The sequence below is a fragment of the Achromobacter sp. genome (genome assembly GCF_050285585.1).
In the GTDB taxonomy this organism is placed as follows: Bacteria; Pseudomonadota; Gammaproteobacteria; order Burkholderiales; family Burkholderiaceae_B; genus Achromobacter.
Window position 1 is genome coordinate 32,812 of the sequence record NZ_JBLZXF010000031.1, and the last position, 21,859, is coordinate 54,670.

Genomic DNA, 21,859 nt, shown 5'->3' on the forward strand with positions numbered 1-21,859 from the left:
GGGAGGCTGCCATGGTCAAACTCATCAAGCGCTACTGGAACATCATCCGCCGGCCCAGCGTGCACTTCAGCCTGGGCTTCCTGACGGTGGGCGGGTTCATCGGCGGCATCCTGTTCTGGGGCGCCTTCAACACCGCCATGGAGCTCACCAATACGGAGAAGTTCTGCACCGGCTGCCACGAAATGCGCGACAACGTCTACGCGGAACTCAAGGGCACCATCCACTTCACCAACCGCTCGGGCGTGCGGGCGCTGTGCTCGGACTGCCACGTTCCACACAACTGGACGGACAAGATCGCGCGCAAGATGCAGGCGTCCAAGGAAGTGTGGGGCAAGATCTTCGGCACGATCGACACCCGCGAGAAGTTCGTGGACAAGCGGCTGGAACTGGCGCAGCACGAATGGGCGCGCTTCAAGGCCAACGATTCGCTGGAATGCCGCAACTGCCACAACTACGACTACATGGACTTCACGCGCCAGAGCGTGCGCGCGCAGAACATGCACTCCACCTACCTGGCCGACAAGAGCAAGACCTGCATCGACTGCCACAAGGGCATTGCCCACAAGCTGCCCAACATGGGGCCCGGCCAGACTTCGATGGCGCCCGAGCCAGCGGGAGCCGGCAAAGAGGTCGCGCATGCGGCCCGCTGACGCGCCGCCTCCCGTTCTCTGCGCGCGCGGGCTGGTCAGCCGCCGCGGCGGCCCGCGGGGATCGGGCCCGGTGGAGTTCGAACTGCATGCCGGTCAGCTGCTGCACGTGCGCGGCGCCAACGGCAGCGGCAAGACCAGCCTGCTGCGCATGCTGGCCGGCCTGCTGCGGCCGCTGGCGGGCAGCGTGCTCTGGCATGGCGGCGACGTGCGCCGCAACCCATCGGCCTATTTCGCCGGCATGTCGTTCCTGGCGCATGGCAATGGCCTGTGCGGCGAACTGAGCGCGGCCGAGAATCTGCGCTACGCCCTGCACGTGGCGGGCACGCCGCGGCAGGAGCCGCGCATCGCCGAAACACTGCGCGACTGGCGGCTGGATCGCTGCGCCGGCCTTCCCGCCCTGCGCCTGTCCCAGGGACAGAGCCGGCGGCTCGCGCTCGCGGCAATCGTGCTGGGCGGCAAGCCCCTGTGGCTGCTGGACGAGCCCGACGCCGGCCTGGACGCCGCCAGCCTGGAGCGGCTGCGCCTGACGCTGGACGCCCACCTGGCCGGCGGCGGAGCCGCCGTGGTCGCGTCTCACCGCGAACCGGGCACGGCGGCCGCCCAGACCCAAACCCTGGACATGGATGACTACGCGGATGCTGGCTACGCTGTCGCAGTTGGCGTTACGTGAAATCCGGCAGGCCTGGAGACGGCCGGCGGATACGCTGGGCGCCACCCTGTTCTTTATCGTGACGGGCGCGATGTTCCCGCTGGCGGTGGGGCCCGATCCCGCGCTGCTGCTCGCGATCGGCCCGGGCGTGCTGTGGGTCTGCGCGCTGCTGGGCATCCTGCTGACGCTGAACCGCCCCTTCGCGCAGGATTACGACAACGGCGCGCTGGAGCAGCTATTGGTGTCGCCGCACCCGCTGCCCTTGCTGGTGGGCGCCAAGCTGGCCGCCCACTGGCTCAGCAGCTGCCTGCCGCTGATCCTGGCGAGCCCCGTGCTGGCCCTGCAATTCGGCCTGTCGCCGCACGCCATCGGCATCCTCGCGCTGTCCCTGCTGCTGGGCACCCCCACCCTGGCGCTCGTGGGCGGGCTGGGCGCGGCGCTGACGCTCGGCCTGCGCGGCGGCGCCCTGCTGCCGCTGCTGGTGCTGCCGCTGTACGTGCCGGTGCTGATCTTCGGCGCGGGCGCCGTATCGGCCACGCATGCGGGCCTGGGCGCGGCGCCGCAGCTGTCGCTGCTGGGCGCGTGCCTTTGCCTGGCCATCCTGCTGTGCCCCTGGAGCACTTCCGCGGCGCTGCGCGTAGCGCTGGACTAGCGCGTGGAGAGACAAAGACGCCATGCACAAGCACCCCGCCCTGGAATCCCGTCCTTCCCCCGCCGCCCCGGGCTGGCTGCGCTATGCCTCGCCCGCCCTGTTCTACCCCCTGGCCGGCCGGCTGATCCCGTGGCTGGCGCTGGCCGCCGCGCTGCTGGCGGGCGCCGGGCTGTACGTGGGGCTGGCCGTCGCGCCCGTCGACAGCCAGCAGGGCGAGGTCTACCGCATCCTCTTCATCCACGTGGCGGCGGCCTGGATGTCGATGTTCCTGTACCTGGTCATGGCCTTGTACGCGGCGCTGGGCCTGATCTTCCACACCCGTCTCTCGTTCATGATGATGCGGGCGCTGGCGCCCACCGGCGCGCTGTTCACCTTCCTGACGCTGTGGACCGGCGCGCTGTGGGGCAAACCGACCTGGGGCACGTGGTGGGTATGGGACGCCCGCCTGACCTCCGAGCTGATCCTGCTGTTCCTGTACCTGGGCTTCATGGCCTTGCAGGCCGCCGCCGACGACGACACCGAGCGGGCAGACCGCGGCGGCGCCATTCTGCTGCTGGCGGGCGTGATCAACGTACCCATCATCTACTTCTCGGTCCGCTGGTGGAACACCCTGCACCAGGGCGCCTCCATCAATCTCACCGCCGCGCCCAGCATGGCGAACATCATGCTGGCGGCGATGCTGCTCATGGTGGCGGCGTTCTGGCTCTACAGCGCGGCGGCGGGCCTGGCCAGGGTACGCGGCATCATCGCCGAGCGCGAACCCGCCGCCGCGCGCGCGGCGCGCCCGCCGCGGGAGGCGCGATGAGCTGGGACGCGCTGTTCTCGCTGCAGGGCCACGGCCCTTACCTGCTGGGCGCCTACGGAATGACGCTGGCGCTGATCGGCCTGGAGGCCTTCGTGCTGTGGCGCCGGGCCCGCGCCCGTCGCTTGGCGCCGCATGTGCGGCCCGGCCCCCGCGAAGCCGCGGGCCGCGCGGATGGAGCCAGGCCATGAGTCCGCGCAAGCGCCGCGCGCTGGCCATCGCCGGCGGCCTGGGCCTGCTGGCGCTGGCCGTCGCGCTGGTGCTCAACGCGCTGCAATCCAACCTGGTGTTCTTCTTCAGCCCGACCCAGGTCGTCGCCCGGGAAGCGCCCGGCAGCGGCAGCTTCCGCGTCGGCGGCCTGGTGGAACAAGGGTCGCTGCGCCGCGAGGCCGACGGGTTGACGCTGCGTTTCGTGGTGACGGACACGGCGCATACGGTGCCGGTGAGCTACCAGGGGCTGCTGCCGGACCTGTTCCGCGAGGGCAAGGGCGTGGTGGTGGCGGGCAAGCTGGGGCCCGACGGTGTATTCCGCGCGACCGAGGTGCTGGCCAAGCATGACGAGAACTACATGCCGCCCGAAGCCGCCGACGCGCTGAAGCGGGCCAGTCCGGGCCCGGCGCCCGCCGGCGCCATGCGGGCGCAGGCGCGATGATTCCCGAGATCGGCCTGTTCAGCCTGATCCTGGCGCTGCTGGTGGCGCTGGCGCTGGGCGTCCTCCCGCTGGTCGGCGCGGCTACCGGCTGGCAGGCGGGCCTGCGGGTGGCCCGGCCCGCCGCCGTCGGGCAGTTCGGCTTGACCACGGTGGCCTTCTGCTGCCTGGCCTGGGCTTTCCTGGACAACGATTTCTCCGTGCTTTACGTGGCGGCCAACTCGCACGCCGATCTGCCTGCCGGCTATCGTTTCGCGGCGATCTGGGGCGGGCACGAGGGCTCGCTGCTGCTGTGGCTCTACCTGCTGACCGCCTGGACCCTGGCCGTGGCGCTGTGCAGCCGCCGGCTGCCGTTGCCCTTCGTCGGACGGGTGCTGGCGGTGATGGGCTGGATCAGCGTGGGCTTCCTGCTGTTCCTGCTGTTCCTGTCCAATCCCTTCGAACGCCTGATGCCGCCGGCCATGGCCGGACGGGACCTGAATCCGCTGCTGCAGGACCCCGGCATGATCGTGCATCCGCCCATGCTGTACATGGGCTACGTGGGCTTTTCCGTGGCATTCGCCTTCGCCATCGCGGCGCTCCTGTCAGGCGAACTGGACGCCATGTGGGCCCGCTGGGTCCGGCCGTGGACGCTGGCCGCCTGGACCTTCCTGACCGTCGGCATCCTGCTGGGCAGCGCCTGGGCCTACTACGTGCTGGGCTGGGGCGGCTGGTGGTTCTGGGACCCGGTGGAGAACGCCTCTTTCATGCCCTGGCTGGCGGGCACCGCGCTGATCCACTCCCTGATCGTGACCGAGCGGCGCGGCGCGTTCCGCAGCTGGACGGTGTTGCTGGCCATCTGCGCCTTCTCGCTCAGCATCCTGGGAACCTTCCTGGTGCGCTCCGGCGTGCTGACCTCCGTCCACGCCTTCGCGGTGGATCCCGGGCGAGGGCTGTACATCCTGGCCTTCATGACCGTGATCGTGGGCGGCTCGCTGACGCTGTACGCCTGGCGGGCGCCCACGGTGGGACTGGGCGGCGGTTTCTCGCTGCTGTCGCGCGAATCCCTGCTGCTGTCGAACAACGTGGTACTCACCGTGGCGGCGGGCTCCGTGCTGCTGGGCACGCTGTACCCGGTGGCGCTGGACGTGCTGGAATGGGGCAAGATCTCCATCGGCCCGCCCTATTTCGAGGCCGTGTTCGTGCCGCTGATGACGCCCGCCATCTTCCTGATGGGGGTGGGGCCGGTCGCCCGCTGGAAGCAGGCGGAACTGCCGGACCTCGGCCGCCGCCTGCGCGCGGCCTTCGCCGTCAGCGTGGCCACGGCCGTGCTGCTGCCGCTGGCCATGCCTGGCCCGGCGCGGCTGGGATCTCCCATGGTCATCCTGGGGCTTTGGCTGGCGGCGTGGTCGGTGGCGAGCGCTGCCGCCCATGCCCGGCAGCGCCTGGCTGGCGGCGACGGCGGCTGGCTGCGCCGGCTGGGCCGCCAGCCGCGCGCCTGGTACGGCATGCTGCTGGCCCACGCCGGCGTGGGCGTCTTCATCGCGGGCGTCACGCTGGCCAACGGCTATGAAGTCAAACAGGAACTGCGGATGGAGCTGGGCGAAACGCGCGAGGCCGGCGGCTACCGGTTCACTTTCGCCAGCGTGGGGCCGGCCGCCGGCCCCAACTACAGCGCGCAGCGCGCCGTCTTCCCCGTCACGCGCGGGGGCAGGCCGGTAATCACCCTGTATCCCGAAAAGCGCCTCTATACCGTGCAGGACATGGCGCTGAGCCAGGCGGACATCGACAGCGGCTTTACCCGCGATCTGTTCGTGGCGTTGGGCGAGCCGGTGGGTGGCAATGCCTGGACCGTGCGCCTGCAGGTCAAGCCGTTCATGACCTGGATCTGGTCGGGCTGCATCCTGATGGCGCTGGGCGGGCTGCTGGCGGCCGGCGACAAGCGCTATCGCCGCGCGCAGGAAACGCGGATGCGGGCGCGCGACGAGGCCGGCCCCCAGACCGTGCGGCCGACGCGGGAGGGAGCCTGATGCTGCGCTACCTGCTGCCGCTGGCCGCCTTCCTGGCGATGGCCGTGTTCCTGGCGCTGGGATTGTCCCGCGATCCGCGGGCGGTGCCTTCCGTCCTGATCGACAAGCCTGCCCCCGCCATCAACCTGCCCGTCCTGCTGGCGCCCGGCCGGAAACTGGACGTGCAGGCGCTGCGCGGACAGGTCTGGATGCTGAACGTGTGGGCCTCCTGGTGCGGTCCATGCCGCGACGAGCTTCCCGTGCTGCGCGACGCCGCCCAGCGCCACGGCATTCCGCTCTACGGCCTGAACTACAAGGACAAGCCGGAAGACGCCACGGCCTGGCTGGCGCGCAACGGCAATCCATATATCGCCTCGGCCAGCGACGCCGACGGCCGCGTCGGCATCGAGTACGGCGTCTACGGCGTGCCGGAAACCTTCGTGATCGACAAGAACGGCCGCATCCGCTACCGGCAGCTGGGCCTGATCACCCCGGAAATCTGGCGCAGCCACATGCTGCCGGCGATCGAGGCGCTGCAATGATGCGGCGGCCCTCCTGCCTGCCCGCGCTGGCCCTGGCGCTTGCCCTGCTGGGTCCGGCCCGTGCCCCGGCCCAGGCGCCTTCTGCGCCCGCGCTGTCCGCCGCCCAGGAGCAGCGCGCCGACAAGCTGGCCCACGGCCTGCGGTGCCTGGTGTGCCAGAACCAGACCCTGGCCGAATCCAACGCGCCGCTGGCGCACGATATGCGCGCCCTGATCCGCGGCCAGCTCGCGGAAGGCAGGACGGATGCGCAGATCATGCGCTTCTTCGAGGACAGGTATGGCGACTTCGTGCGCTACGACCCGCCCTTCAAGCCCGTCACCTGGCTATTGTGGCTGGGGCCTTTCGCCCTGCTGGCGCTGGGCTTTACCGTGCTGCTGCGCACGCTCAGGCGCCGCTCCGGCCCCCGCGCGCCGCTCACCGCGGACGAGCGCGAACGCGCCGCCCGCTTCCTGGATACCGGCCCATGACCGCGCTCTGGCTGATCGTCGTGGTGTTGCTGCTGGCAACCCTGCTCTGCCTGATCCCGCCCTTGCTGCGCCGCGCGCCCGCGGCGCAACCGGCCGCCGAGGACAATGTGCGCGCGTTCTACCTGGCGCAGCGCGAACAGTTGCAGCGGGATGTGAAGAACGGAAGCCTCAGCGCCGAGGCCCGGGCGCGCGCCGAGGAAGAAATGCAGCGCGACCTGCTGCAGGACCTGGAACTGCGCGGCGCGCGCGCCGCGCCCCGGGCCGGCCAGCGCGCGGGCGTGGCCGCGGCCTGCCTGCTCAGTGTGCTCATTCCCGTGGCCGCCGTGCTGTTGTACGGCCAGCTGGGCAATCCGCGCGCGGCCGCGGGCGCCGCCGCCATTCCGTCTGAACCGCACGCGGGAGCGTCCGGCGCTTCGGGCGACGACATGGCGCTCGCGATCAATGCGCTGGCCCAGCGCCTGCGAGGCGCGCCCGATGACGCGGATGGCTGGTACATGCTGGCGCGGTCCTACGAAACGCTGGGCCGCTACGCCGACGCCGTGGCCGCCTACCAGCAGGTATTGCGCCTGGTGCCGGGCCAGGCCGCCGTGCTGGCCGACCTGGCCGACGCGCTCCTGTCCGCCAACCAGGGCGCGCCCGATGCGGCCTCCGTTGCGGCGGTCGCGCAAGCCCTGGCGGCGCAGCCCGACCAGCCGAAGGCCCTGGCGCTGGCCGGCATGATGGCCCTGCGCAGGGGCGACGCGGCCGAAGCGCTGGCGCACTGGGAACGCCTCCAGGCGGTGTTGCCGCCGGGATCGGAAGCGGCGAGGCAGATCCAATCGAACATCGCCCAGGCCCGCGCCATGGCGGGCTCTCCTCCCGCCCCTGTGGCAGCGGCGGAGGCGGCGCCGGGCGCCGCCGCCCCCGCCGCCCGCATCCGCGGACGCGCCCGCATCGCCGACGCGCTGCGCGGCCAGGTCGCGCCCACCGATACCGTGTTCATCCTGGCGCGGCCGGAAGACGGTCCGCGCATGCCGCTGGCCATTCTGCGGATGCGGGTGGCCGACCTGCCCCGCGATTTCGTGCTGGACGACAGCAGCGCGATGTCGCCGGACGCAACGCTGTCGCGCGCCGGCAAGGTGCGGGTGGAGATCCGCGTCAGCCGCTCGGGCACGGCGGCCGCCAGCCCTGGAGACCTGGGCGGCGCGCTGCCCGGTATCGGCATCCATGCCGACGGACTGGATCTGGTGGCCGATACCGTCGTGCGCTAGGGCCTCAGGCGCGCTCGATCCGCGCCGGCAGCCCCTGGCGCACGGCCGCGCCGGACACCCAATCGATCCAGACGTTGGCGTGCTCGCCGCGCGTGGCGTCGCCGAAGCCGAGATCGTTCAGGTTCACGCCCGCGCTCAGCGCCGGATCGTGCGGCATGGGCTTGCCGTCCACCACGTGGGCGCGGGCGCCCAGCTCCGTATGGCCATAACCGTGCTCGATGCCGACCGCGCCCGGCTGGATGCCGTCGCGCAGCAGCGCCAGCCCCGTCACCGCGCCGCCCGGCGTCACGATGCGCACCGCGTCGCCATTGCGTATGCCCAGGCGGTCGCCGTCCTGCCGGTTGATCGACACCGGGTTGTGGGGATGCACCTGGCGCAGGCGATTGACGCCGATGGACATGGAGCTCATCAGGTTGGACTTGAACGAGCTGAGCAGGAAGGGCCAGTCCTGCTCGCCGTATTCCGCGCGCATGTCGCGGCCGTCCGCGAGGCGCGTCGGATACCAGGTCGGGCAGCCGCTATAGCGCTCGCCGGTCATGGAATGGCGAAAGCCCGCCAGCTCCTCGCTCCAGACGTGCAGCGGCTTGGGATAGGCAAGGCGCGTCTGCCGCGCCGCGCCCTCGCCGGCCCAGGCGTCCTCCATCCTGTCGAATCGGCCGCCTCGGCTCATCAGCATCGCGACCTGGCGCCATTCGTCCGGCTTGAGCTTTTGCCGCAGCAAGTCGCCGTAGCGGTCCACGCCGGTCAGCGCCATGTCGTCGTCGCTGGCCTGCGGCACCGGCCGGCCCGCCGCGAAGGCGATGTTGGCCATCCCGCGCAGGAAGAAGTCCTCCGGCGTGTCGAGCGCGTACTTGACGCCGTCCTTGTCCGAAATGGCGTTCGCGCCGAAGCCCGGCATGCCCAGCCGCTTGGCGCAGGCGATCAGGAAGGTCTCCAGGCAGACCGGCTCGTCGGCAGCGGTGCGCGCCACGCGCGGTTGCACGGCCGGCCAGCGCACGGTGGAGGCCTTGGCCACCACGTCCGCCCAGGGCGCGGACACGCCCCAGCTTTCGTAGGTCACCGTGTCCGGCACGATGTAGTCGGCCAGGGCGTTGGTTTCGTTGATGAAGGGGTTGATCGACACCGCCAGGGGCAGGACGCTCGGGTCCTTCAGCTTGTCGATGACGACGCGCTTCAGGCCGGCGATGCCGTAGAGCGGGTTGCTCATGTGGTTGAACCAGACCTTGGCGCGGTACGGATAACCCGCAAGCGCGGAGGCCAGCATCTCCGAGCTGAGCCCGCCGGTGGCCGGGTACCAGGGCGCGTCCGCCGGATATGCCGGCTGGCCGGCCGCCTTCTTGCGCTTGAACTCGCTGGACTTCTCGTAGGGAAAGCGGTTGCGCGACAGCCCGACGCCCTTGGGCGTGGCGCGGTTGGCGAAACCGGCGATGTTGTAGCGCGGCCCCTGGCCGTAGGGCGGGAACGGGCCGGCGTCCAGCACCAGCCCGCCTTCCACGTTCAGATTGCCCACCAGCGTGTTCAGCATGGCGATGGCGTAAGCGGTGTAGAAGCCAGCCCCGCTCATCGTCCCGCCGTGCGCGTCGGCCACTGCGCGCTTGCCGTAGCTGGTGAAGCGCTCGGCCAGCGAAGCGATCTTCGCGGCCGGCACGCCGCACAGCGCGGCGTATTCGTCCAGCGTCTTGCGCTGCGCTTCCTCGCGCAGCAAGGACAGCGAGGACCGGACGCGCAGCGCCTGCGGCGCGCCCTCCATGCCCGGCGCGGCCACCGTGGCGTCGACGAACAGCGCGGCGGGCGAGGCCGCGGTATGCGGCGCCAGCGTGCCGTCTTCGAGGCGCACGACGTACACGTCCTCCCATTTCTCGCCGGCATCGGCCGGCCGCGGCCAGCCCAGGTCCGCGCCGCGCAGGAAGCTGCCCTGGCGCGGATGCCCCGCTTCCGCCACCACCAGGTGGGTCGCGTTGGTCCAGGAGGCCTCGCCCGCGGCCTTCATGGCGGCGGGGCCGGGCTGCGACAGCATCCTGGCGTCGTAGCGCTCATGCTCCAGGATCCAGCGGATCAGGCCCATGGCAAGCGCCAGGTCGCTCGCCGGGTTGACCGGCACCCACTCGTTGCCCGATCCGGCCGACAGGCTGGACGACGCGGGCAGCATCGGCGAAACCACCACATAGCTGAACCCGTTGTCTTCCGGACGCACGCGGGCCTCGGCCAGTTGGCGGGCCTGGCGCTGGAACGGGTTGCCCGCTTGCGCCGGCGCGGCGCCGATGAACAGGCCGAAGCGCGCATTGTCCCAATCCGGCTTGCCGTGGGGCATGCCCTTCAGGTCGCCAAGGGCGGCGCCCGCCCCCACGCGGAAGCTCTGGCCGCAATAGGAACCGTGGTTGCTGAAGTTGACCGTGCCGAACGACTGGCCCGCGAAGCGCTGGATCAGCGGGGTGCGGCCTTCGTTGGAGGCGTCGGTGAAAAGGAACTGGTTGACCCTGGCGCCGTACTCGGGGTTCTGCGGGTCCAGCAGCGTCTCGCGGTCGAAGATCGCGCGCAGCCCGTCCACGTGGCCTTCCCCGAACAGGTCGCCGCCCTCGCAGACCTCCTGCACCAGTTGCTCGAACGAGATGGTCTGCCACTTGCCCTCGCCGCGCGCGCCCACCCGCTTCAGCGGCTGCAGCACGCGGAAGGGGCTGTTCATCTGCTCCAGCATGGCCGAGCCGCGGGCGCATGAGGTGGCCCGCCCTTCCAGGCCGTTGTCGCCGCCCAGCTGCGCGTAGACCTCGCGCACCGGTGTTTCCATCGCGGCGGGCCGGGTCGTGGCCAGCGGGTGGTACGGATTGCCCGCCACGCGCAGGATACGGTTTTCCTTCGTATCCACGCGCAGCCTTACGCCGCACTGGGTCCAGCAGCCGAGGCAGCTCGACGGGCTGACCGTCTGGCCAGGCTGGGCGCCGAGCGCGCCCGTCACGGGATCGATTCGGAACTCGGGAGTCAGCGAATTGCCTCGCACGGCATGGGCTGTCGGCACGCCGGCCGTGCCCTGCGCCAGGCCCTTGACCGCGCGGGTCACGGTTTCGCCGTAGCCCGCCGCAAAAGCCGCCATGCCGCCGGCCACCAGGCCGCCGCGCACCATCAGCTTGCGCCGCGCCTCGTCGCGCGGCTGTTCCGGCGCGTCGGCGCCCGCGGCGCCAGGCTTGTCGTCTTTGTGTTGCTTGTCCATTGCTTACTCTTCCAGGTTCTTTTGCTTGCGTCAGGCCGCCGTGCCCCGCTCGCGCGCGGGGAACAGCTCCAGGGCGTAGGTCACGGCGGCGACCAGCGCCACGCACAGGCCCAGCACGCCCACCATGCCGAGCAGGCCGTCGCTGCCCCAGGGCATGTCGTACAGATAAAGGCCGGCGCCGTATTTCGGCACGCCCTGCACGCTCATGAATACGACCCAGCGGAAGATCCAGGCGGCGGCCAGCATGGTCAGCGCCAGCGCGGCCGACGGTAGGGACTCGGCCAGTGTCCGGGCGGGGCGCTGCAGCAACGCGATCATGCAGAAGGCGGTGATCACCGCGCCCGCCAGGCTGATGCGCCAGATGGGGAACTCGGCGAACAGGCGCAGGGCCGCGTCGAAGGACGGATCCATCCCCAGCATGCCCAGAAGCGCCCAGGCGCCGGCGCCCAGCGCCATCATCGCGACGGCGGTCAGGCTCAGCCGGCGCAGCATGTCCACCGGCATGGCGCGCATGCCGCCCGGCAGCCAGCGGCCCATCAGGAACATGGCGCCCAGCGAGCCCAGCCAAGCAGTCAGCGCGAAATTCACGGGCAGGAACACCGTGTGCCACAGGGGCCGTGAACGCAGCACCATGACTTCGGCCCCGGTGTAGACCAGGATCGACAGCGCCGAGACGGCCAAGGCCGCGCCCACCGCGCGCATCCCGCTGTCGCGGCCCCGCCACCAGGCGGCGCAGAACAACAGCGACAGGATCACGAACACCGGCAGCAGCAGCGCGCCCAGCCACATCCAGGACCAGGGCGTGACGTGCGCGTAGAAATGCCAGAAGCGCCCCGGCTGGTGCAGGTCGGCCAACAGCGATACAGGCGCCGCGATGGCGCTGACCAACAGCACCGTCACGGCGGCGGGCAGCAACCGGCGCGCCGGCGAGTCCGCGCGCCCGAAGGCCGAGAACGCGGCGGTCAGCGCGGTCGTTGCGCTGATACCGATGAGGAAAAAGTACTGCACGGCCCAGGGCAGCCAGGCCGCGTCGTAGACCGGTGTGAGCAATTCCGAGATCTGCATGGATATCCCCTTCGATGGCTCAATGGCCGCCGGCCAGCCGCACGCCGGCCTGGCCATCGACCTGATGGACGAACGCATCGGGCAGGCCGATGTAATAGACGTGGGGATCGGTCTTCATTTCGGGCTTGAGCACCTTGATGTCGGCCTTGTGCTCGGCCAGCAGCCGGGAAATCGCGCTATCGGGATCGTTCAGGTCGCCGATGACGCGGGCGCCGCCAACGCAGCTTTCCACGCAGGCGGGCAGCAGGCCGGCTTCGAGACGGTGCTCGCAGAAGGTGCACTTGTCGGCGGTCTGCGTTTCATGGTTGATGAAGCGGGCGTCGTAGGGACAGGCCTGCACGCAGTACGCGCAGCCGACGCAGCGTTCGTTGTCGACCAGCACGATGCCGTCTTCGCGCTGGAAAGTGGCCTGCACCGGACAGACGGGCACGCAGGGCGGGTTGTCGCAGTGGTTGCACAGGCGCGGCAGCATCACCATGGAGGCGGGGCCGCCCGCGGCGGGCGTGACTTCGTATTGCAGGACGGTGGTGCGGAACTGCCCGATGGGAGGCAGGTTTTCCATGGAACAGCTGACCGTACAGGACTGGCAGCCGATGCATTTGCGCATGTCGACGACCATGCCGTAGCGCTTGCCGGGCATGCCCGGGCGGCGCGGGGGCTGGCCGTTCAAACCCGTCGCTTCGGCGCGGATGGGTATGACGGTGGCCGCCGCCCCCAGCCCAAGTAGTCCTTTGAGGAAGCCTCGTTTACCCGGCAAAGGCGTTTCCGGGGGGCTGGCGGGGGTATGCATCACGGTTCTCCAAGCGACATATCTGTTACGAGAATTAACTTATCACCTGGAGTTATATAGAGGCTTGATTTGAATCAACCGGGGACAGATTACTCGGGTTTTCCCGTCCTTTAGCGGGCTTCCGCGCTCAATCCCGAAGCGTGAGCGCCCGGTTCCAGGCGGCCAGCTTCTGCTCGAACGAGACCGCCGCGTGCGCGGGGCTGGTCGACGGCAGGTCGATGTATTCCAGTCCGGCCGCCAAGCCGGGCAGGACATGCCTGCGGTACAGGGAGGCGGCCTTGCCGCCGTTGAAACACACGCGCACGATGCCCGGGTGGCGTTCCAGGAATGCGGCGAAATCATTGGGGACCAGCGTGTCCCCGCGAATGTGGGCGTCCAGGCTGCCGGGACGCTCGCAGGCCTGCAGCACGTCCCACAAGGCGACGCCGGCCGCCTGCAGCGCCTGCAGGCGCTGCGCGTAGTCCAGGCCGGGATCGAAGCCGAACACGCTTGCGGCGATGGGCCAGAAGGCGTTGCGCGGGTGCGCGTAATACCTGGCCTGCCTGAGCGAGGCCACGCCGGGCATGGAGCCCAGCACCAGGATGCGGGCGTCCGGCGCCGCCACCGGCTCGAAGCCTTGCACCTGGTCGTTCTGCCCTGCCCGGGCCGGGTCCGTGATGGTGTGCATGGCGACAGGATACGCGAGGCCGCCAGGCCGGGCAGGCCTCCCCCCGCCTGCTCACCGTCCGATAGGTGGAACAGTGCTTATCAATGGCGGGGACTACCGCCAGCGGCGTTGCGCCCTTATCTTCATAACCATGACGAACGGCCCCGCAGGGGCCGCGCAACAGGAAATACGACCATGAAGAAAATCCTCGGTTTGCACGCCAGCCCCCGCCCCCACTGGGTGGGCGACGGCTTTCCCGTGCGCTCGATGTTTTCCTACAACGACAAGGACAAGCACACCAGCCCCTTCCTGCTGCTGGACTACGCCGGCCCGGCCCAGTTCGAGCCGGCCGAGCATCCGCGCGGCGTGGGGCAGCATCCGCACCGCGGCTTTGAAACGGTGACCATCGTCTACAGCGGCGAAGTCGAGCACCGCGATTCCACCGGCAACGGCGGCGTCATCGGCCCCGGCGACGTGCAGTGGATGACGGCGGCCTCGGGCATCCTGCATGAGGAATTCCATTCCCCGGCGTTCACCCGCAAGGGCGGCGAGCTGGAAATGGTGCAGCTCTGGGTCAACCTGCCCGCCAAGGACAAGAAGGCGGCGCCGGGTTACCAAGGCATCCTCAACGCGGACATCCCCGCGGTGGCGCTGCCGGACGATGCCGGCACGCTGCGCGTGATCGCGGGCAGCTACGCCGGCCAGGCCGGCCCGGCGCGCACCTTCACGCCCATGGACGTGTGGGACGTGAAGCTGGCCGCCGGCAAGTCCGCGACCTTCCCGGTCGCCGCGGGCCGCAACAGCATGCTGGTGGTGCTGCGCGGCACGGTGCTGGTCAACGGCGAATCCGTCGCCCGCGACGCGCAACTGGCCTTGTTCTCGCAAGAGGGCGAGGACATCACCGTCGAAGCCAACAACGACGCGATGTTCCTGGTGCTCAGCGGCGAGCCCATCGATGAGCCGGTGGTCGGCTACGGCCCGTTCGTGATGAACTCGCAGGCCGAAATCGTCGAAGCCATCCAGGACTTCAACGCCGGCCGCTACGGCAGGATGCACTGAGCGGCGCGGGGCCGGCCCTAGCGGGCCGGCCCCGCGCGCGCATGCTCCTTGATCAGGCGCATGAAACGCTGCACCTGCCGGCCGGGACGCTCGAAGCGCGAACGCACCAGGCTCAGCGACAGCGGTATCGATTCGCGCAGCGGCCGCGTCACCACGCCGGGCCAGCCCTGCTCCCCGACCGAGAACTGATCGACGATCGCCACGCCCGCCCCCACGCGCACCAGGGCGCAGGCCAGTTCCGCGCGCACGATGTCCACCGCCGAGGTCCAGCTCACATTGGCCCGCTGGAAGGCCGCGGCCACCAACTGCCCGAAGGGGATATTGCGGCTGTAGAGGATGAGCCGGCAGCGGGCCAGCTCGGCCAGCCCCACCGTCGGCTGGGACGCCAGGGGATGTCCCTGCGGCAGAATGCAGACCATCTCGCCGGTGGCCAGCGGCTCCACCACCAAATTGGGATGGTCTATCGGCAGCACGGAGATGGCCAGCTCGGCCTTGCGCCCCAGCAGTTCGTGCGCCATGTCGGCCAGCAGCGTGGTGTGGTACTTGAGCCTGACGTTGGGATAGAGCTCCAGGTATTGCGCGATGACGGGCGGCACGAAGTTCAGCGCCAGGCTGGGGCTGGAGCACAGCGTCAATGCGCCTTCCGGCCGTTCGGCCAGGTCGCGGGCCAGCTCATCGATGCGCAGCGCTTCCTCGAACAGCGGGCCCACTTCCTGGAACAGCCGGTGCGCCTCCGGCGTGGGCGTGAGCTTGCCTTTGTCGCGCTCGAACAGTTGCAGGCCCAGGCTGAGCTCCGTATGGGCGATGAGGCGGCTGATGGCGGGCTGCGACACGAAAAGCAGCTTGGCCGCCCCGTTCATGGAGCCGGTCAACATCACCGCCCGGAACACTTCCATCTGCCTGAGCTTGAAACGCATGGCTGATCCGATAATCGTTTGTTATATCCCCTGGCCAACTTAGCATAACTGTAAAACCTAAGCATTCATTAGCATTCCTGACGGCGCCTAGCGCACTTTTCAGAGCGATTCGATAAAGGGAATGCATGACATTGAAGATAGGATTCGTCGGCCTGGGCATGATGGGCCTGCCGATGCTGGAGAACCTCGCCCGCGGCGGGGATGGTTTCGACATCCTGGCCCATGACCGCGATCCGGCGCGCCTGGAACGCCTGGCGGCGCATCCCGCCTGGGGCAAGACGCTCAACCCCGCCGCCAGCCTGCCGGCGCTGGCCGGCTGCGACATCGTCATTACCATGCTGCCGGACAGCGCCGTCACCAACGCGGTGATCGAAGGCAAGGACGGCCTGGCCGCCGTCATGCGCGAGGGCTCGGTGCTGCTGGACATGGGCTCGTCCAACCCCGCCGAGACGCTGCGGCTGGCGCCGCGGTTGCGCGCAGCGGGCGTGACGCTGATCGATGCGCCGGTGTCGGGCGCGGTGGCCAAGGCCGCCGCGGGAACGCTGGCCATCATGATCGGGGCCGATGCCGCCGGCCTGGAGCGCGTGCGCCCGGTGCTCTCGCGCATGGGCGCCTCGCTCATCCATACCGGCGCGGTGGGCTCGGCGCATGCGATGAAGGCGCTCAACAACTACGTCTACGCCGCCGGCCTGCTGGCGGCAAGCGAAGCGCTCTTGATCGCGCAGCGCATGGACCTGGACCTGGACGTATTCACCGACGTGCTCAACGCCTCCAGCGGCCGCAACGTCGCCACCGAGACCAAGCTGCGCCAGTTCATCGTGCCGGGCGCCTACAACGGCGGCTTCGCGCTGGCGCTGATGGCCAAGGACCTGCGCACCGCCGATTCGCTGCAGGCGCTGGCCGGCGTGTCCGCGACGCAGTTGTCGCTGTGCACGGAACTGTGGCAGCGCGCCCGCGAGGCGCTGCCCGCCGGGGCCGACAACACCGAGATCCACCGCTACCTGGGGCGCCTGAACGCCCCCGCGCCGGACTGAACCGTCCTCGCGCCGACCATAACGACACCGACAGGAGACAGACATGAAACGATCCGCCGCCATGCTGGCGCTCGGCCTGGGCGCGGCCCTGCTTGCCGCCGCCGGCGCCCGCGCCGCGCCCTATCCCGACCACCCCATCCGCATGGTCGTGCCCTTTCCGCCAGGCAGCATCACCGACGTGGTGGCCCGCAGCCTGGGCAAGGCCATGAGCGACGACCTGGGCCAGCCCGTGGTGGTGGAAAACAAACCGGGAGCCAACGGCATCATCGGCACCCACGACGTGGCCCGCGCCAAGCCCGACGGCTACACGCTGGTGGTGGTGGGCGTGTCCACGGCCGCCAGCGGCGTGAGCCTTTTCAAGGACCTGCCCTACAACCCCGCCACCGATCTCGCCCCCATCGGCGCCGTGGCCGAGACCCCGTATCTGCTCGTGGGCTCGCCGCGCATGCCGGGCACCAAGGTGTCCGATCTGTTCGCCTACGGCACCCAGAATCCGGGCAAGCTGACCTATGCGTACGGATCGGGCAGCGCCCAGGTCTTCGGGGCCAAGCTGGCCGCCATGGGCAAGATCAACGTCACGCCGGTGCCTTATCGCGGCGGCCCTCAAGCGCTGACCGACGTGATCGGCGGCACCGTGGACCTCACCTTCACCGACCTGGCCAACGGCCTGCAGCAGGCGCGCGCCGGCAAGGTCAAGACCTATGGAGTCAGCACGCCGGAACGCTTCGCGCTGGCGCCGGACATCCCTACGCTCAATGAAACCGGCGCGCCCGGCTTCGACCTGACCGTGTGGTTCGGCCTGATGGGTCCGGCGGGCCTGCCGGGGCCGGTGCTCGACCGCCTGTCCCAATCGCTGCGCAAGGCCCTGGCCAACGACGAACTCAAGCAGACCTATGCGCGCCAGGGCCTGACCGTCAAGACGCAGACCCCTGCCGAATTCGGCGGCTTCGTCCGGACCGAAATCGACAAATGGGCCGCCATCGTCAAGGAAACCGGCATTCCGCCGCAATGATCCACGCCTTCAACCCCTTCCAGGAATTCCCTCAATGTCGCTGATCGATATCCGCAAGCGCTGCCTCATCGTCGAAACCACCTTCCATGAAAACGGCCCGGCGCCGGCGCAGCCCCTCAAGCTCGCCGCCTCCTGCGCCGTCATCCGCAATCCCTACGCCGGCCGGTACGAGGCGGATCTCATGCCCTTCATGGCCGAACTGCGCAGCCTGGGCACGCTGCTGGCCACGGAACTGGTCGAGACGCTGGGCGGCAAGGAAAAGGTCGAGGTCTACAGCAAGGCCGCCATCGTCGGCCTGGACGGAGAAATGGAACACGGCGCGGTCTGGCACGAAGCCGGCGGCTGGGCGATGCGCAGCGTGCTGGGCGAACCCAAGGCCATGGTGCCCGCAGTGAAGGCCGTGGCCGTGGCGGGCTACCGGATGATGGTGCCGGTGCACTACATCCACGCCTCCTATGTGCGCAGCCATTTCAACAGCATCGAGATCGGCATCCAGGACGCGCCGCGCGCCAACGAGATCCTGTTCGCGCTGGTCATGGGCACGGGCGGCCGCGTGCATTCGCGCCTGGGCGGGCTGACCAAGGAAGCGGTCTGCGTCCACGACGGCCAGCGCTAAGGCCGGGCCGGGCGCCAGGCCTAGGCGCCCGGAATCGTCAGGGACAGCCCCGCGCGGTCGGCCACGTTGCAGATGTGCGCCCGCATCGCGCGGCGCGCCGCCTCGGGGGAGCCCGTGGCCAGCGCGCCGACGATCTCGGCGTGCTCGCGGATGGGTTCGCGCACCCTCGCCGGATCCGCGAACGCAACCTGGCGGCTGCCGTCGACCACATCGCCGATGCTCTCGGCCAGATCCAGCAGCATCGGGCTGCCGGCGATCTCGAACAGGCAGGCATGGAAGGCGTGGTCGCCCTCCGACATCGTGACCAGGTCGCCGGCGTCGGCCGCCTGTTCCATTTGTTCGATGGTCGCGTGCAGACGGCTCAGCCCCGCCTGGGTCACGACGCTGGCCGCCAGGCCGGCCGCCAGTTCCTCGAGCTGGTTGCGCACCAGATAGACGTCGCGCAACGCATAGCGTCCCTGGAAGCGCCAGCGTCCGTAGGCGCTGCCCAGGCCCTTTTCCCCGGGCCTGGCGATGAACACCCCGCGGCCGGCCTCGCTGCGCAGCATGCCCAGGCCTTCCAGCATGGTGATGGCCTCGCGCAGCGAGGCGCGGCTGACGCCCAGCGACTCGGCCAGCTGGCGCTGCCCCGGCAGCTTGCCCGCCGCCGCCCATTCGCTCGAACGGATGCGGGCCTGCAATTGCTGGGCGATGTGTTCGACGGTGTTCATCGTGGAATTCCTCAATGCGCGGGCGCCTCGGAGGTCGTTGACAGCCAAATCCTGCCTGGGCATTATGACACCCAACTGGTCTGACCGGTAAGGATAAAACCGGGCCGGACAACACCCCCGGCGCGCCGCCGGGGCCCCGCCCCAACCTCTATTAAGCGCCGCTCATGACCGACCTCCACGACCGATTCGCCCGCGCCGTCGACGCCCTCGCCCGACTGGGCGACTACCCCTATCCCGAGCGGCGCCAGGCCTGGCTGGACCGGCTGCGCGTCAACCTCCCCGAACTGGAAATGCTGGATGCGCTGGCGCCGGATGCGGATCTGGGCTACCTGGCCCCGCCCCCGGCCGCGCCCGGCGACGCGCTCCCCGCCGCGCAGGCGGGCCGGGGCATCGCCGTCTCGCGCCATGTGGCCGGCATCGCCGCCATCGCGCGCGAATGCCGGGACGCCCCCGAACGCGCGGCCGAGGCGGCCAAGGCCGCGCTGGCCGCCGCGCGCCAGCAGGCCGGCCTGAACGCCTTCATCGCCTTGTCGGACACGCCGGCGCTGGACGGCGCCGCCGCCGCCGCGGCCCGCAAGCTGCGCGAAGGCGCCGCCATGCCGCTGATGGGCGTGCCGTTCGCCGTCAAGGACCTGATGCAGGTCGCCGGCTTCTCCCAGACCAACGGCAGCGGCGGCCTGAAGCCGCCCCCCGCCCTGCGCGACGCGCTTGCGGTGGCGCGGCTGCGGGACGCCGGCGCCCTGGTGGTCGGTACGACGAATCTGCACGAGCTTGCCTACGGCATCACCAGCGAGAACCCGCATTACGGCTGGGTGGGCAACCCGCGGGCGGCGGGCTATACGGCGGGCGGATCCAGCGGCGGTTCGGCGGCGGCGGTGGCCGCTGGCATCGTGCGGCTGGCGATCGGCACCGATACGGCCGGCTCCATCCGCATCCCGGCTTCCTGCTGCGGCGTGGTCGGCTTCAAGCCCACCTTCGACGCCATTTCTCGCGACGGCGCGCAGGCGCTGGGCGCCAGCCTGGACCACCTCGGGCCGATCGCGGCGAGCGTGGCGGATGCGGCGCTGGCCTTTTCGATCATGGCGGGCCAGGCTGAGCGCACGGTCAGCGTCGGCGCATTGACCGGGCTGCGCGTGGGCGTGCCCCGCAATTACTTCTATGCCCCCCTGGCCGACGACGTGGCCCAGGCCGTCGACCGCGCCCTGGCGCTGATGCAGGCGGACGGGGCCACGCTCGTCCCGGTGGACCTGCCCGGCGTCGAGCACAGCGCCGCGCTGCAGTTCGCCACCCTGTGCAGCGAAGCCACCGACATCCATTGGCGCCGGCTCATCGACCAGCCGGACACCCTGGGCGCCGACGTGCGGGTGCGGCTGGAGATCGGCCAGTTCTTTCCCGCCACCTGGTATACGCGGGCGCAGCGCGGCCGCGCGGTGCTGGCGCGCGCGTTCGACCAGGCCATGGAGGCGGTGGACGTGCTGGTCACGCCCACCCTGCGCATCGAGCCGCCGCGTTCGGGCGCCGGCGCGGTGGTCATCGGCGGCCAGGAAGTGCCGCTGCACACCGCCGTCACCGGGCTCACCATGCCCTTCAACCTGACCGGCATGCCCGCCCTGACGCTGCCTTGCGGCAGCGGTCGCAACGGCCTGCCGATAGGCCTGCAGATCGCCGGGGCGCGCGGCGCCGATTGGCGCGTGCTGAACGCCGCCGCGCGGGTGGAAGCGCTGCTGGGTTCCTAACGCATGCTGGTAAACACTAGCTGGTCAGACCGGTACTACAGGATTAAAAAATAGACGACGTTCCCCGACCGCCGACACCGTTCGCCTTCGCGGACGACGGCATCGCCGCAGCTCCTTTCCAAAAGGAAACCACGATGAAACTGCTTCGCTTTGCCGCAGCCGTATCCGCGGTCGTACTAGTCTCCTCCGCCCAAGCCGCGGATCCCATCGTCATAGGCGTGAGCATCGCGCAATCCCCTCCCGGCTCCGTGGTGCAAGGCACGCAGGTGAAGGACGGCGTGGAGATCATCACCAAGATGATCAACGACAAGGGCGGCGTGCTGGGCCGTCCGCTGAAGATCGTCTACGAAGACGATCAGGGCATTCCGGAAAAGGGCCGCGCGGCGGCCGAGAAACTGATCTCGCGGGACAAGGTCGTCGCCGTCACCGGCGGCCACCAGAGCTCGGTATGCCTGGCCGAGATCGAGGTCGTGCACCGCTACAAGGTGCCGTACGTCAATACCAATTGCTGGTCCGACGACGTGCGCGCCAAGGGCTACCCCGAGGTCTTCAACCCGGCCAACTACAACACGCGCGTCTCCAGCGCCATGGCCGATACGATCGCCGCGCTGAAGGTCAAGAGCGTGGTGGCCTTCGCCGAAAACACCGACTACGGCATCGGCCAGGCCAAGCTGCTGGGCGAGTTCCTCAAGAAGGCCGCGCCGCAGACCCAATACAAATACGTGGCGCTGGATCGCGCAGGCAAGGACTTCACCCCGGCCGTGCTGCCGCTGCGCGGCAATCCGCCGGACCTGGTGGTCAACATCATGCTGCCGCCGGCTGCCTACATCCTGATGAACCAGCTGTACGAACAGGGCGTGGCGCCCAGCGCCAAGACCTGGTTCTACGACGGCGCCGGCATCGCCGACTATCCCGACTTCTGGAAGAACGTGAAGGAAGCCGGCAAGTACATGCTGGCTTTCGGCCTGTACCACCCGCAAATGCCCATGCCCCAGCTGGGCCAGGACGTCGCTGCCGCCTATCAGAAGCAGGCCAAGACCGAACCCAACCGCCTGATCTTCCAGGCCGCCGACTCCGTGCTGCTGATCGCCCGCGCGATCGAGGAAGCCAAGTCGACCGACAGCGCCGCCATCATCAAGGCTCTGCAGGGCATGCAGTTCGAAGGCGTGCGCGGCAAGTTCAGCTTCTCTCAGCAGCCCGGCTACAGCTACCAGCAGTGGGTCGACATTCCCTATGTCACCTACCAGCTGACCGAGGTGGATCAACCGCTGAGCAAGACCACGCTGATCCAGGCTTCCGGTCAGCCGCTGCAGATCGACAAAGTGGTCAAACCCTCGAAATGATGCCCCCACGCTGCGCACGCTACGCGCGCTTGCTGCCCCCCGAGGGGGCGCTTTTCGCCTGGGGGCGGCCCGGCGGC

The 21,859-nt window shown here is 69.8% G+C and carries 22 protein-coding genes; 16 read left to right on the forward strand and 6 right to left on the reverse strand.

Going from position 1 to position 21,859, the window contains the following annotated elements:
- Window positions 1-11 precede the first annotated feature (11 nt).
- Genes ACN6PJ_RS25950 through ccmI form a run of 10 tightly spaced genes read left to right on the forward strand, consistent with a single transcriptional unit; the run spans window position 12 to window position 7,649 of the window.
- Window positions 12-650, forward strand: a complete 639-nt coding sequence (locus tag ACN6PJ_RS25950; RefSeq protein ID WP_427998663.1) for a cytochrome c3 family protein — start codon at window positions 12-14, stop codon at window positions 648-650.
- The gene (gene ccmA, locus ACN6PJ_RS25955; protein WP_427998664.1) at window positions 637-1,320 is read left to right on the forward strand and encodes a heme ABC exporter ATP-binding protein CcmA; all 684 of its coding nucleotides are present in this window, start codon (window positions 637-639) and stop codon (window positions 1,318-1,320) included. Before ACN6PJ_RS25950 ends, ccmA begins: the two co-directional genes overlap by 14 nt.
- Window positions 1,286-1,951 carry a heme exporter protein CcmB gene (gene ccmB / locus ACN6PJ_RS25960; protein WP_427998683.1) on the forward strand — a complete coding sequence of 222 codons (666 nt, stop codon included), beginning with the start codon at window positions 1,286-1,288 and terminating at the stop codon, window positions 1,949-1,951. Before ccmA ends, ccmB begins: the two co-directional genes overlap by 35 nt.
- 22 nt (window positions 1,952-1,973) lie before the next feature.
- Window positions 1,974-2,756: a heme ABC transporter permease CcmC gene (gene ccmC, locus ACN6PJ_RS25965; RefSeq protein WP_427998665.1), complete on the forward strand. Its 783-nt coding sequence runs from the start codon at window positions 1,974-1,976 to the stop codon at window positions 2,754-2,756.
- Complete coding sequence (gene ccmD, locus ACN6PJ_RS25970) at window positions 2,753-2,944, forward strand: heme exporter protein CcmD (protein WP_427998666.1); 192 nt, start codon at window positions 2,753-2,755, stop codon at window positions 2,942-2,944. Before ccmC ends, ccmD begins: the two co-directional genes overlap by 4 nt.
- Window positions 2,941-3,405, forward strand: a complete 465-nt coding sequence (gene ccmE / locus ACN6PJ_RS25975; RefSeq protein ID WP_427998667.1) for a cytochrome c maturation protein CcmE — start codon at window positions 2,941-2,943, stop codon at window positions 3,403-3,405. Before ccmD ends, ccmE begins: the two co-directional genes overlap by 4 nt.
- Window positions 3,402-5,411, forward strand: coding sequence for a heme lyase CcmF/NrfE family subunit (locus tag ACN6PJ_RS25980; RefSeq protein WP_427998668.1), 2,010 nt, complete (start codon window positions 3,402-3,404; stop codon window positions 5,409-5,411). Before ccmE ends, ACN6PJ_RS25980 begins: the two co-directional genes overlap by 4 nt.
- Complete coding sequence (locus tag ACN6PJ_RS25985) at window positions 5,411-5,932, forward strand: DsbE family thiol:disulfide interchange protein (RefSeq protein ID WP_427998669.1); 522 nt, start codon at window positions 5,411-5,413, stop codon at window positions 5,930-5,932. Before ACN6PJ_RS25980 ends, ACN6PJ_RS25985 begins: the two co-directional genes overlap by 1 nt.
- A complete protein-coding gene (locus tag ACN6PJ_RS25990; protein ID WP_427998684.1) occupies window positions 5,932-6,399 on the forward strand; it encodes a cytochrome c-type biogenesis protein in 468 nt (155 codons plus the stop codon). Before ACN6PJ_RS25985 ends, ACN6PJ_RS25990 begins: the two co-directional genes overlap by 1 nt.
- The gene (ccmI, locus tag ACN6PJ_RS25995; protein ID WP_427998670.1) at window positions 6,396-7,649 is read left to right on the forward strand and encodes a c-type cytochrome biogenesis protein CcmI; all 1,254 of its coding nucleotides are present in this window, start codon (window positions 6,396-6,398) and stop codon (window positions 7,647-7,649) included. Before ACN6PJ_RS25990 ends, ccmI begins: the two co-directional genes overlap by 4 nt.
- Window positions 7,650-7,653: 4 nt before the next feature.
- Here the strand turns inward: ccmI and ACN6PJ_RS26000 are convergent, their stop codons facing one another.
- The 4 genes from ACN6PJ_RS26000 to ACN6PJ_RS26015 all read right to left on the reverse strand — a co-directional run bounded on the left by ACN6PJ_RS26000 (window position 7,654) and on the right by ACN6PJ_RS26015 (window position 13,376).
- Window positions 7,654-10,854: a tetrathionate reductase subunit A gene (locus ACN6PJ_RS26000; RefSeq protein ID WP_427998671.1), complete on the reverse strand. Its 3,201-nt coding sequence runs from the start codon at window positions 10,852-10,854 to the stop codon at window positions 7,654-7,656.
- 30 nt (window positions 10,855-10,884) lie between these two features.
- Entirely contained in the window at window positions 10,885-11,919 is a 1,035-nt protein-coding gene (nrfD, locus tag ACN6PJ_RS26005) for an NrfD/PsrC family molybdoenzyme membrane anchor subunit (RefSeq protein WP_427998672.1), read from the reverse strand.
- A 19-nt stretch (window positions 11,920-11,938) separates the two neighbouring features.
- Entirely contained in the window at window positions 11,939-12,709 is a 771-nt protein-coding gene (dsrO, locus tag ACN6PJ_RS26010; protein ID WP_427998673.1) for a sulfate reduction electron transfer complex DsrMKJOP subunit DsrO, read from the reverse strand.
- A gap of 127 nt (window positions 12,710-12,836) precedes the next feature.
- Window positions 12,837-13,376 carry a DNA-deoxyinosine glycosylase gene (locus ACN6PJ_RS26015; protein ID WP_427998674.1) on the reverse strand — a complete coding sequence of 180 codons (540 nt, stop codon included), beginning with the start codon at window positions 13,374-13,376 and terminating at the stop codon, window positions 12,837-12,839.
- Between the two features lie 174 nt (window positions 13,377-13,550).
- On the opposite strand from ACN6PJ_RS26015, the gene ACN6PJ_RS26020 reads away from it, so the two are divergent.
- Window positions 13,551-14,414, forward strand: coding sequence for a pirin family protein (locus ACN6PJ_RS26020; protein WP_427998675.1), 864 nt, complete (start codon window positions 13,551-13,553; stop codon window positions 14,412-14,414).
- Between the two features lie 17 nt (window positions 14,415-14,431).
- Here ACN6PJ_RS26020 and ACN6PJ_RS26025 read toward each other — a convergent pair whose 3' ends face one another.
- Window positions 14,432-15,331: a LysR family transcriptional regulator gene (locus ACN6PJ_RS26025; protein WP_427998676.1), complete on the reverse strand. Its 900-nt coding sequence runs from the start codon at window positions 15,329-15,331 to the stop codon at window positions 14,432-14,434.
- 125 nt (window positions 15,332-15,456) lie between these two features.
- Between ACN6PJ_RS26025 and ACN6PJ_RS26030 the strand changes: the two genes are divergently transcribed.
- Genes ACN6PJ_RS26030 through ACN6PJ_RS26040 form a run of 3 tightly spaced genes read left to right on the forward strand, consistent with a single transcriptional unit; the run spans window position 15,457 to window position 17,993 of the window.
- Window positions 15,457-16,365 (forward strand): NAD(P)-dependent oxidoreductase, encoded by a 909-nt coding sequence (locus ACN6PJ_RS26030; protein WP_427998677.1) that lies wholly within the window; start codon window positions 15,457-15,459, stop codon window positions 16,363-16,365.
- Window positions 16,366-16,408: 43 nt separating this feature from the next.
- Entirely contained in the window at window positions 16,409-17,377 is a 969-nt protein-coding gene (locus ACN6PJ_RS26035; protein ID WP_427998678.1) for a Bug family tripartite tricarboxylate transporter substrate binding protein, read from the forward strand.
- Window positions 17,378-17,411: 34 nt separating this feature from the next.
- The gene (locus ACN6PJ_RS26040) at window positions 17,412-17,993 is read left to right on the forward strand and encodes an amino acid synthesis family protein (protein WP_427998679.1); all 582 of its coding nucleotides are present in this window, start codon (window positions 17,412-17,414) and stop codon (window positions 17,991-17,993) included.
- Window positions 17,994-18,013: 20 nt separating this feature from the next.
- Here the strand turns inward: ACN6PJ_RS26040 and ACN6PJ_RS26045 are convergent, their stop codons facing one another.
- Window positions 18,014-18,703 carry a FadR/GntR family transcriptional regulator gene (locus ACN6PJ_RS26045; protein WP_427998680.1) on the reverse strand — a complete coding sequence of 230 codons (690 nt, stop codon included), beginning with the start codon at window positions 18,701-18,703 and terminating at the stop codon, window positions 18,014-18,016.
- A gap of 164 nt (window positions 18,704-18,867) precedes the next feature.
- Here ACN6PJ_RS26045 and ACN6PJ_RS26050 point away from each other — a divergent pair, with 164 nt between their 5' ends.
- Entirely contained in the window at window positions 18,868-20,439 is a 1,572-nt protein-coding gene (locus tag ACN6PJ_RS26050; protein ID WP_427998681.1) for an amidase, read from the forward strand.
- A 134-nt stretch (window positions 20,440-20,573) separates the two neighbouring features.
- Window positions 20,574-21,782 carry an ABC transporter substrate-binding protein gene (locus tag ACN6PJ_RS26055; protein ID WP_427998682.1) on the forward strand — a complete coding sequence of 403 codons (1,209 nt, stop codon included), beginning with the start codon at window positions 20,574-20,576 and terminating at the stop codon, window positions 21,780-21,782.
- Window positions 21,783-21,859 lie beyond the last annotated feature (77 nt).